The 11,352-nt window shown below is 43.0% G+C and carries 11 protein-coding genes; 6 read left to right on the plus strand and 5 right to left on the minus strand.

Annotated elements, in window-relative coordinates; translation table 11 throughout:
* The first annotated feature begins 47 nt into the window (after positions 1 to 47).
* Together CBX98_RS19350 and CBX98_RS19355 are read left to right on the plus strand one after the other, a co-directional pair.
* Entirely contained in the window at positions 48 to 380 is a 333-nt protein-coding gene (locus CBX98_RS19350; protein ID WP_109170025.1) for a hypothetical protein, read from the plus strand.
* Positions 381 to 417: 37 nt separating this feature from the next.
* Positions 418 to 1,008 (plus strand): hypothetical protein, encoded by a 591-nt coding sequence (locus CBX98_RS19355; protein WP_109170026.1) that lies wholly within the window; start codon positions 418 to 420, stop codon positions 1,006 to 1,008.
* 34 nt (positions 1,009 to 1,042) lie between these two features.
* Here CBX98_RS19355 and CBX98_RS19360 read toward each other — a convergent pair whose 3' ends face one another.
* Both CBX98_RS19360 and CBX98_RS19365 read right to left on the minus strand, forming a co-directional pair.
* Positions 1,043 to 1,234 carry an AlpA family transcriptional regulator gene (locus CBX98_RS19360; RefSeq protein ID WP_109170027.1) on the minus strand — a complete coding sequence of 64 codons (192 nt, stop codon included), beginning with the start codon at positions 1,232 to 1,234 and terminating at the stop codon, positions 1,043 to 1,045.
* A 541-nt stretch (positions 1,235 to 1,775) separates the two neighbouring features.
* Positions 1,776 to 2,339: a porin family protein gene (locus CBX98_RS19365; RefSeq protein ID WP_109170028.1), complete on the minus strand. Its 564-nt coding sequence runs from the start codon at positions 2,337 to 2,339 to the stop codon at positions 1,776 to 1,778.
* 424 nt (positions 2,340 to 2,763) lie between these two features.
* Between CBX98_RS19365 and CBX98_RS19370 the strand changes: the two genes are divergently transcribed.
* The 4 genes from CBX98_RS19370 to CBX98_RS19385 all read left to right on the plus strand — a co-directional run bounded on the left by CBX98_RS19370 (position 2,764) and on the right by CBX98_RS19385 (position 7,641).
* Positions 2,764 to 3,645: a LysR family transcriptional regulator gene (locus CBX98_RS19370; RefSeq protein WP_109170029.1), complete on the plus strand. Its 882-nt coding sequence runs from the start codon at positions 2,764 to 2,766 to the stop codon at positions 3,643 to 3,645.
* Between the two features lie 120 nt (positions 3,646 to 3,765).
* Entirely contained in the window at positions 3,766 to 5,301 is a 1,536-nt protein-coding gene (locus CBX98_RS19375) for a bifunctional GNAT family N-acetyltransferase/carbon-nitrogen hydrolase family protein (protein WP_005391488.1), read from the plus strand.
* A 204-nt stretch (positions 5,302 to 5,505) separates the two neighbouring features.
* Positions 5,506 to 6,093: a DedA family protein gene (locus CBX98_RS19380; protein ID WP_005391489.1), complete on the plus strand. Its 588-nt coding sequence runs from the start codon at positions 5,506 to 5,508 to the stop codon at positions 6,091 to 6,093.
* Positions 6,094 to 6,273: 180 nt separating this feature from the next.
* Positions 6,274 to 7,641: a Na+/H+ antiporter NhaC family protein gene (locus tag CBX98_RS19385; RefSeq protein WP_172605999.1), complete on the plus strand. Its 1,368-nt coding sequence runs from the start codon at positions 6,274 to 6,276 to the stop codon at positions 7,639 to 7,641.
* A gap of 70 nt (positions 7,642 to 7,711) precedes the next feature.
* On the opposite strand, the gene CBX98_RS19390 is transcribed toward CBX98_RS19385, so the two are convergent.
* The 3 genes from CBX98_RS19390 to CBX98_RS19400 form a co-directional block, all read right to left on the minus strand.
* Entirely contained in the window at positions 7,712 to 8,551 is an 840-nt protein-coding gene (locus CBX98_RS19390; protein ID WP_109170031.1) for a 3-keto-5-aminohexanoate cleavage protein, read from the minus strand.
* A complete protein-coding gene (locus tag CBX98_RS19395; protein ID WP_109170032.1) occupies positions 8,542 to 9,873 on the minus strand; it encodes an aspartate aminotransferase family protein in 1,332 nt (443 codons plus the stop codon). The genes CBX98_RS19390 and CBX98_RS19395 overlap by 10 nt, the downstream gene beginning before the upstream one ends.
* 207 nt (positions 9,874 to 10,080) lie before the next feature.
* Entirely contained in the window at positions 10,081 to 11,349 is a 1,269-nt protein-coding gene (locus tag CBX98_RS19400; RefSeq protein ID WP_109170033.1) for an O-acetylhomoserine aminocarboxypropyltransferase/cysteine synthase, read from the minus strand.
* Between the last annotated feature and the right edge of the window lie 3 nt (positions 11,350 to 11,352).

Genomic DNA, 11,352 nt, shown 5'->3' on the forward strand with positions numbered 1-11,352 from the left:
ACACAATTACTACAAAAAGGATACCCAAAAAGACAGTAAATTGAATCATGAAAATAAAAACCGCTAACCTAAGAAAACTCCGATACTATGAAAAAAAGTTCTCATATTTTGTAAATGGAGAGAGCAAAAGCTATGACAATGCGGATATAGATTTCAGACTAGATAATATAAACAACCTCCTAACAAAGATTATGGAGAAAGAGAATCAAGACATTAAACAAGACTTACTATCATTAAAGAGGGAAGCAGAAACAAACCTTATACCAGATAATAAATTGAGCTGGATAGAAAAAGAAAATAAAAGATTATGTTATTTTATCTGGTCTTTTTTCAGGTTAGATAATAAAGATAAAATCAAACAAACAAACAATCGAATATAATCCAAGCATTTTTTCAGATAAAAAATCAAACTCTTTAATGAGTTTCTCAACAATTTTTGGAGTTAATTTTTTTAATGAAGAATTAGTCTATGCGAAATTAAAGCCACACAACAACCCTTGTAATATAAATGAAATACATACATTAATAATTAATTATATCGATGACGTTAACCTTACTATCGATGAAAAAGAAAAACTTATAAGTAATATTTATCTTATTTGGTCTGATATAGCAAAAAAAGAAAAGTACAATTGGATTAATGAAAATAATCTAGAGCAGCTACAATGGATAATTGATTATCTATATAAAAGCACAATATCAATAGACTTCATACCTGTGCACACTAACAAATGTCAAATGTATCACGTTATTATAAGTGCACTAGATTTATGGAGTGAACATGATAAATCTATAATTTATAACATAGATAAAAAATCTCTAATTGCAAAAATGAAGAAGTCATGGAAGCAGAAACTATATCGAGATAGTTTAAAAATCGAAAACTTCAACTTAAACAATGCTACTTTGAAAAAGCTTGAGCTTATATCTAAAAATATTTCCAAAAGCCATACTAAAACGATAGAGCATATAATTGACGAGAAATATAAAGAAATCATTTCCCAATAGTTAGTTTTAGGGAGAGATATATCCTCCCTAAATCTTAACGCAAAGCTACCCTGCTATTAATCCATTCTTGAACTTCACTTTCGACCCATCTTACTGATCGTTCGCCAACAGAGATCCGTTGAGGGAATTTATTCTCACTTATGTATTTATAAATAGAAGATCTTGATAGACTTGTTAGTTCAATAACCTCACGTAGAGTGATAAGCCTTATTGGTTCGTTTTGCATGTCATTACCTCGCGGCTGATTGATATGTTCAGTTCGGTAATATATGCCTATGTGATTTTTGAATTGACTTCTAGCTCGCCTGCACACGATGAAGAATAATTTATCCATTCTGAATAGAGCTGGTGGAATTCAGTTGTCACATGGACCAACACAATCTCTTAGTAGTACCAGTAGTAGTACTTAAAAATCTGAACAAACTACAACTCCTTTAAAATCATACTATTAAGTAGCCATTTCAGATGACGCCAGCCCACCAAACGTTTGGAAAAGGCCACCTTCGGGTGGCCTTTTTTGTATCTGCTATCCGTACTTATGTTGCAACAGTACACGATCTACTTTTACGATGTTACTTTCTATTAGTGCACGGCTTCTTTTATAGCCTATAGAAAAATAAGCAGACGATCTCTAATAATCAACACTTCCAACTTTATAAATATTTTATTCATTAGTAATTTTATGCAGATAATTAAATCTCTTAAAAAATAAAAATGCGAAGCCATTTAGCTTCGCATTTTTATTGGGTTTAACATGGTTAACAATATTAGAAGCGATATTCCACACCTAGCGATGCTTGGTTAAAATCAGTTTTTGTGCTTGCACCATTCGCGACGTTCTCTGCATTCAGTTCTACGTCGTACCACATATATTCTGCGTTAACTAAGAAGTTATCAGTAACTTTAAAACCAACACCGGCACCAGCGAATACACCTTCGTCATCTTTGTTGCCTTGGAAGCCCGCAACGTTGTAATCCGTCGAGTACCACATTTGACCGCCTTTTGCGTAAAGATCGACACGATCAGCAATAGGGGCTGTAACTTTTAGTGCTGCGGTGTAACCGTCCGTTTCGGCATTTGCTAGGTTATTACCATAGCTACCAAAGTCAATGTAACCGCCCTCTAACGCTAAGTAAGGGTTAAAACGGTAACCAACCAAACCTTGAATAGCATAGCTGTCATCATCAAAGTCATCTTGTCCATCAACTTTTAAGTAACCATAGTTGGCGCCGACATAAACACCATGATCTTTGGAGTCCGCTGCGTGAGATAAAGTACTAAACGTTGCTAAAGAAAAAAGGCCAATCAAAGTAACAACATTGCTTTTCATTTCGTTCTCCTAATATAAGTGCCATTGAAAGTTCGAATTATACAAAGCAAATGCAATGCCAATTTTAATTTAATGAAAAACATTTTCTACTTTATAAAAAATTGACATTATTTTGAAATTAAAACAACAAAAATAAAAGTTATACCGTTTTATTTACCTTGAGAAAACAATATTAGATTTGTGTAAATACTAATGATGTAAAACATTCTATTTTATTTGTAGTTTTTTCAAAAGATATGAGAAATCAATAAACAAACCCCAATCATCAATTATTTACATACCCATTATATTTAGGATTCTTAATTTTTGGTCTGGATTCTTTATGAACGAGTAAGGAAGGTAATCACACATCGGCTTTTTCTCTCTTTGCTTCAATAGGTAAATCTCCTACTCTGTGAAGAGGCTATCTCCATGGGACTGAAGTATGTTAAAAGGCAGTGAGTACCCTTCTATCCGAGCATTAAGGACGTTTGTCGCGGTTGCAAATTACCTCAGCTTCTCTAAAGCGGCGGATGCCCTATGCATTACACAAAGCGCAGTAAGCAAACAAATCGCCGCGCTTGAACAACTAGTGGGCTTACCTTTAATACAAAGAGGCTCGAATGGTATTGAGTTAACTGAGGAAGGAAAACGCTACCTACCGCAAGTCACAGAAGCACTAGAACTTATTCAGAATGCAACCGCTAACTTAATCCAATCAGATTCAAAGCAAGAATTGCTCACCGTGGATGTTACTCCTTCTTTCGCTAGCCTTTGGTTGGTACCTCATATTGATGACTTCCACCAGCGACATCCCAATATCCGTGTCAGAATCTGTACCGGAGATGGGAACGTCAAAGGTTCAAGCGGTGAAAACGACTTGCATATTCGTTGTCTTCCATTGTCCACGCATTATGAATACAGCCACTTACTATGCGAAGAAATACTACTATTAGTCGGTTGTACTAACGCTCCTGCACTCAAGAATGTGCACGCTGTTAGCGACTATCCGCTGATACCTCAAATCACTCGTCCTCAGTTGTGGGAGCAATTTAAGGCTGCACATGCAGTAGAATCAACCGTTACCTATCACTCTGTAGGCTTTGAACATTTTTACCTAGCTTACGAAGCCGTCAAAATGGGAAAAGGACTCGCCTTACTTCCTGATTTTATGGCGCAGAATTCCATTTTAAGAGGGGATATCCAACGTATTCTCAACCTATCTTTACAGAGTGGTTATGGTTATTACGTGATGATCCCTAATTATCGCCTATCGGCTAAGAAAGTGGCGGCGTTTTACGAATGGTTGAAGAGCAAACTAAGCTAATATTGTTTTCTTGAAATGCTTTTGGTAAACCAAAACAACTCAAAGACTTCAGTATCTGTCTACTCCAAATTGTGGCATTCTCATTAACACTGTTTCAAAAGGATAAATGGATTGAAAGATATGGACAGCAATTCGCCCAAACTCTCATTACGTACCATTGAGCCAACGGATTACCCTGAGCTTGCAGAACTAATGGACTTAGTGTTTCCTGATGTTGGCGGCTCATGGCCACGGCTGACGATTATGGATCTCATTCATCAGTTTCCTGATGGCCAAATCTGTATTGAGGATAACGGCAAAATAGTCGGTGCAGCATTAACCATTAAAGTGGACTACAACCGCTTCTCTCTTCCTCACCTGTATACCGACATCATTACCGAAAACAACGTCATACAGAATCAAGTAACCGGTGATGCAATGTATGGTCTCGATGTATTTGTCCACCCAGACTATCGAGGGCTACGTTTAGGTCGCCGTTTATATGATGCGCGTAAAGAGCTTTGCCGTAGTAAGAACTTCAAAGCCATTTTAGCCGGTGGTCGCATTCCTAATTACCACCAATACGCAGATGAACTGAGCGTTGCAGAGTACATCGACAAAGTAAAACGCCGTGAGCTTCATGACCCTATTTTGTCTTTTCAGCTTGCTAACGACTTCGATGTAAAACGAATCATGCGCGGCTACTTGCCAGAGGATAGCGCTTCTAAAGGTTACGCGACACTGCTGGAGTGGGATAACTTTTTCTACGAAGAGGATATTCAATCCGTACACGATGTAGAAAAAACGCTGATTCGGATTGGTGTCGTACAGTGGCAAATGCGCGCGATGAATGACCTGGAGGATTTGCTCGATCAGGCTGAGTTCTTCATCTCTTCTCTTGCGAACTATAAAGCCGATTTCGCCCTATTCCCTGAGTTCTTTAACGCACCGCTGATGGGCTTGCAAAACGACAAAAATTCCGTTGAAGCAATCCGCTTTTTGGCTAGCTTTACAGAAGAGATCAAAAACCGTTTCTCGCAGATGGCGGTCACCTACAACATCAACATTATTGCAGGCAGTATGCCCGTTATCGAAGATGGCAAACTGTATAATGTGGCCTACTTGCTGCAACGAGATGGTGAAATTAACGCTCAATATAAAATCCACATCACGCCTCATGAACAAAGAGACTGGGTGATCGACGGTGGTGACAATGTTCAAGTGTTCGAAACCGATGCGGGCAAAGTCGGCATACTGATTTGTTATGACAGCGAATTCCCAGAGTTGGGAAGAATGTTAGCAGAACAAGGCGCACAAATTGTATTCGTTCCTTTCTGGACGGACACAAAAAATGGCTATCAACGAGTACGAATTTGTTCCCAATCGCGTGCCATTGAAAACGAATGCTATGTTGCAATCGGTGGCAGTGTTGGTAACTTACCTCGTGTTGATAACGTGGACATCCAGTACGCACAATCTGCCGTATTCTCACCGTCGGATATCTACTTCCCGCACGATGCGACCTTGACAGAAGCAAGCGCCAACACCGAAATGATGATCTTCGCCGATGTTGATTTGACTAAGTTGAAGCAACTTAATACCGAGGGCTCAGTAACCAACTTACGTCACCGACGTCTTGATTTGTATGGCGCATTTACTAAAGCTAAAGAGTCATAATGGTGTGCCTTATTCGCCGCCACACGGGAGCGTGGCGGCGAATAAAACAAGCAGCAGATTGATTCCGCACAATAATCAGAGGCATGTCAGTTTTTCTCAGCGGTGAGAAACAAGAATTGACCCAGTAGGACATTCGGAGTATCACTCCAACTTCGTTCCGCTTTTATTAGGGGAAAGCTTTTGGAACACATTAACGAACTTCTCATGTCAATGAAGCCTTTGCTCGAGCAATACGGCTACTTGGCGCTGATTGTCAGTATATTTCTAGAAGGGATAGGTGTACCGATGCCTGGTCAATCGCTGATGATCGCGGCATCTTTGCTCTCTTCAGAACAAGTCATGAACCTAAGTATGGTTATGATGGTATCGTGGCTAAGCTGCTTTTTTGGGAATACCTGTGGTTACCTAATCGGTTATTACTTTGAAGGCTGGTTGGATAAAAAAGGCTATATCTCTGGCCCGAAGATGCAAACACTTCAACTGACTATCCAGAAATACGGCCCTACGTGCTTGGTCGTCAGTCGCTTTATTGAAGGAATGAAGCAATTTATGCCTCTTGCGTGCGGTATCGCGAAAATGCCACGTAGAGAGTTTTTGCTCGGTAACGCCCTCGCGGCGACGGTTTGGGTATTGGTATTCAGCTTGTTAACTCACTTTGCATTTGAACATTTAAGCGTGTTGAGCAACCTGTACACCGAATACAAATATCTGGTATGGGCATTTGCTGCTGTCTTATTTACGTGGATGGTTTTAGGTATTGTTAAACGCAAAAAAGCCAAATCAATGCAATAACGACAGTCTCTTCATTAGCGCATAACTAAAGCTCGTGGTATCAGTGAGATACGTAATACGAGCTTTTATCTTTTTCTTTACGTGCAAAATTTAAACGGCCATTTAGACGTCTAGACGTTGACAATGCGTAAATGTGATATTAGTCTGCTCTTCTCTCTTATTATTAACATTGTCGTTTACATGTCCGGTTCCCAACAAACAACTAAAACAGTTGCACCTTCTGCGGTCGCACTGATCCCATTGATTGTATTCCTTGCGCTGTTTATTGGCGTAGGCACTTACTTATCTTTGCAAGGCGTTGAATTTGCCTTCTACCAGCTGCCTGCACCCATCGCGGTATTACCAGCCATCATCATTGCGTTTCTTTTAAGTAAAGAGAAACTTAACCGCTCAATCGAACACTTCATGCGTGGTGTTGGCCACCCAGACATCATCGCAATGTGTATGATCTATCTGCTTGCTGGTGCTTTTGCTGCGGTAGCAAAAGCCTCTGGCGGTGTTGATGCAACGGTGAACCTTGGTTTATCCGCAATTCCAACCAACATGATTTTGCCGGGCATTTTTCTGATTTCTGCTTTTATCGCAACAGCGATGGGCACTTCGATGGGTACTATCGCAGCCGTTGCCCCCGTAGCGTTGGGGATTGCTGAATCAGCAGGAATGAGCTTACCGTTAACCGCAGGCGTTGTGCTGAGCGGCGCTATGTTTGGTGATAACCTTTCTATCATCTCTGACACCACCATCGCGGCGACACGCTCTCAAGGTTGTGAGATGAAAGACAAGTTTAAAGAGAACATTCGTATTGCTTTGCCTGCGGCGTTGATCGCGATTGCAGTGTTCGCTTTCAACAGTACAGCGACTCAAGTGCCTGCAACTGGCGATATTGAGTGGCTAAAAGTCTTGCCGTACATCACTATTTTGATCCTAGCGGTATCCGGTGTGAATGTGTTTGTGGTTCTTTCGATTGGTATCCTTTTGACTGGCGGCGTGAGCTTGGCATCGATTGACAATTACGGACTGACTAATCTAGCCCAAGACGTTTATAAAGGCTTTGGTAACATGCAAGAGATCTTCTTGTTGTCCATGCTAATTGGTGGTTTGAGTGAACTGATGCGTCGTCAAGGCGGTCTTGCTTTCCTAACCAATTTCGTTAGCAGCCTTATCCACGCGTTTGGCTCTAGCCACTCTAAGCATGCCAACAGCCGCGCGAGTGAGCTAGGTATCGCAGGCTTGGTGTCGATAGTCAATGGCTGTACGGCGAACAACACCGTAGCCATCATTGTATCGGGCAGCGTTGCTCGCCAACTGGCGGAAGAGAATAATGTCTCTCCTCGCCGCTCAGCAAGCTTGTTAGACATTTTCTCATGCGTGGTGCAAGGCGTGTTGCCTTACGGTGCTCAAGTACTGCTGCTAGGTTCCGTATTCAACCTATCGCCACTTGAAGTAGTTGCTAATTCTTACTACTGCTTTGCATTAGCGATAGCGGCTGTTGTTGCGGTGTTTATCAAACACCCAGCACGCCAACCCGCAGTGCAAACCGAAAACTAACGACAAATACCGAAAAGGCTCCGATGGAGCCTTTTTACTTTCTTCTTTATTTTCCTTGCCGCGAACAGATTTACTTCAAAACTGAACGCAAACTTTGCGCACTGTGTAAAGGAATCGCGAAGTGCCTAGCCACATCGCGTAGAGCTTCCACCTGAGCCGCGTTACTGATTGCTAACTCGCCTGTCACATCGAAGTGGTTGTTCTCAAAACCAACTCTCACATCGAATCCAAGTAACATCGCACTCGCTAAACAGTCTTGCTCTCGCGCGCCAAAAGCACAAATGGCACATCGAATTTCTTCCTCGACAAAACGCGCCAAATTCAAGCCTCGTAAATCCCATGGCGACGACTGTTGAGCTTGGTGATAACGCCCTAACACCACTAATGCATGCTGATACGTTTTAGGTAACACGCCCGCATCACGCAGTTGAAGATAACGTTCAATGTCGGTTGCATCGTAGAGAATAATTTGGCTCACGATGCTGTTCTCTGCCAACCAATGGAAAAAGGCATGCCCTTCTTTCTCACTTGCGCGATCGGGGATTAACTCCCTCAATGCGAAAGAAGCCGCTTCTGGTTTCACTGCTTTAACTAACGCCATCTGTTGTGCCGGAGAATACAAGCCCACCGCCTCTGTGGTGAGCTGAACCATCATGGTTTCTCCCACCGCTTCTTTCACGGCATGGTAAATTTCCATGTTGTCGTCGATGTCTAATGAATGACGTCCGTTGGCGTCTCTAGCATGCAAATGGATCATGGCAGCCCCTGCCGTTTGACAAGCAATAGCCTCTGCAACCAGTTCGTCTGTTGTCATGGGTAAGTTGACGTGATCGTGCTTGGTTTTTCTTGCGCCGTTTGGAGCCACGATAATAGCGATAGGTTCTCGCAAATATTGGTTTGCTACTTCCATGTCTCCGCCACCTCTTTTAATGTCAGTGAGAGTTTACCGACTAGTTCATCAATATGATGAGACTGAATAATGAATGGCGGTGCGAGCAAAATATGGTGCCCATTAACGCCATCAATCGTTCCGCCCATTGGATAGCACATTAAGCCATTTTCCATTGCTCGCTGTTTGATGCGTTTGTCTGCCAATGTGGCTTGACTCAGAGGCGCCTTGCTTTCTTTATCCGCCACCAGCTCAATGCCCAAAAACAAGCCTTTACCACGAATGTCGCCAATGTATGGTAAATGGGCCAATGCAGAAGTAAGCTCTTTACGCAGCAAAACACTTTGCTGATTCACCGCTGTTAATAAATCATCTTGGAAGATGGTTTCAATTGTTGCCACTGCAGCAGCGCACGCCACAGGGTGCGCCATAAAGGTATGACCGTGTTGGAAAAAACCGCTTCCATCAGCAATAGCTTGATAGACTCGATCATTCGCAACCACCGCGCCAATAGGTTGATAACCCGCACCAAGCCCTTTAGCCATACAAACCAGATCGGGCTCTGCCTCTTCTTGCTCAAACGCAAAAAAACTGCCACTTCGCCCAACGCCACACATGACTTCATCCAAGATCAATAACACATCGTATTGGTCGCATATTTCGCGAATACGTTTGAAGTAACCTTGAGTCGCTGGCACAGCTCCAGCGGTGGCTCCCACAATAGGCTCGGCGACAAAAGCCATTACATTCTCAGCCCCCAACTCAAGAATTTTTGCCTCAAGTTCATTCGCCATTCGCAATGAGTAATCCAATTCCGACTCATGACTCTGCTGATAACGATAAGCATAGCAAGGGGCAATGTGATGGCTAGGATGCAAGATAGGCTTGAACGGTTCACGTCGCCATTCATTACCACCGACCGCCAGAGCTCCCAACGTATTGCCGTGATAACTTTGCTGACGCGCGATGAATTGCTTCTTCTCTGGCTTACCTGATTCCACAAAATGCTGCCGCGCCATTTTTAGTGCCGACTCTACCGCTTCTGACCCGCCACTGACTAAATACACATGGTTGAACTGCTCAGGCATGTACTGACAAATCAATTCCGCTAGGCGCTCACTGCTGTCACTAGTAAAAAATCCAGTATGAGCAAACGGCACTCGATCAAGCTGTTCCAGCATGGCTTTTTTAACGGCTTGATGGCTATGGCCAAGGTTTGATACCGCAGCGCCGCCACAAGCATCGAGGTACTGTTTTCCTTGTTTATCGAATAGATAAACACCTTCACCTCTATCGATGATTGGTAGCGTGGCATGGCAATGACGGTGAAATACGTAAGACATTTGAGTCCCTTCCAATGTGTAATATTTGCACACATCATCAGGAACAACCCCAAACGTTACAAGGGAATAAATTTCACCCTCTATGAGCTTTTGGAATACCACAAACCAAAAGCACCAAAGCCTTTGATATTTAAATAATAAAATAAAAACAGGCCAGCCTTTTTAAAGGCTGGCCTATGGGTAACCAAAAGCTAAAAAAAGAATCGTTTACGCGTTTAGTGCCTGTTCTAAATCGGCTAGGATATCGTCAATATGCTCAATACCCACCGATAAACGAATCATCTCTGGTGACACACCAGCTTGTTTTTGTTCTGCTTCGCTCAACTGACGATGAGTCGTCGATGCTGGATGGCAAGCCAATGATTTTGCATCGCCAATGTTCACCAAACGCTTAAAGATTTTCAGAGCATCATAAAAGCGCACACCTGCGTCATAACCGTCTTTTAAACCAAACGACAAAATCGCAGAAGGCTTACCTTTCATGTATTTTTCGGCGAGATGGAAGTGTTCAGAACTTGGCAAGCCGGCATAACTCACCCAACTGACTTTGTCATTCTGTTCCAAGAATTCAGCCACTTTGAGTGCATTCTCAGTATGGCGTTCCATTCGCAGCGGTAACGTTTCTAGCCCTTGCATAAGCATAAATGCATTCATCGGTGATAATGCCGAACCGGTATTACGCAATGGTACGGTACGCGCGCGCCCGATAAATGCCGCCTCACCAAACGCTTCGGTATACACCACGCCGTGGTAAGAAGGTTCTGGTTGGTTGAAAACAGGAAAGCGGTCTTTGTGCTTTGCCCAAGGGAATTTACCGGAATCCACAATCACGCCACCCAATGTGGTGCCATGCCCACCAACGTACTTAGTGAGGGAGTGAACGACGATATCCGCACCGAACTCGATGGGTTTGCACAGCACTGGCGTCGCGACGGTGTTATCCACAATCACAGGTACGCCTTGTGCGTGAGCAAGCTCCGCTACGCGTTCTAAGTCAATGATATTACCGGCTGGGTTACCAATGCTCTCGCAGTACACCGCTTTGGTATTTTCATCAATTAACTCAGCCAAACTTTCTGGTTTGTCATCTTTGGCAAACTTCACCTGAAGCCCCTGATTTGGCAACATGTGCGCAAACAAGGTGTAAGTACCGCCATAAAGTTGCGGCGTAGAGACGATGTTATCACCCGCTTGTGCTAACGTCAGAATCGCATAGTTAATCGCTGCACTCCCCGCACTCACGACCAACCCGGCAATGCCGCCTTCTAACGCCGCCATGCGTTTTTCCAGAACATCGTTAGTCGGATTCATGATGCGAGTGTAGATATTCCCCGGCACTTCCAAGTTAAACAGATCAGCGCCGTGCTGCGCGTTATCAAACTCGTACGCGACCGTTTGATAAATCGGTGTCGCGACAGATTTAGTGGTAGGGTCAGTTTCGTAACCAAAATGGATGGATAGCGTTTCGTCTTTCATGTT

This window comes from Vibrio sp. T9 (genome assembly GCF_003123985.1).
Taxonomy (GTDB): domain Bacteria; phylum Pseudomonadota; class Gammaproteobacteria; order Enterobacterales; family Vibrionaceae; genus Vibrio; species Vibrio diabolicus.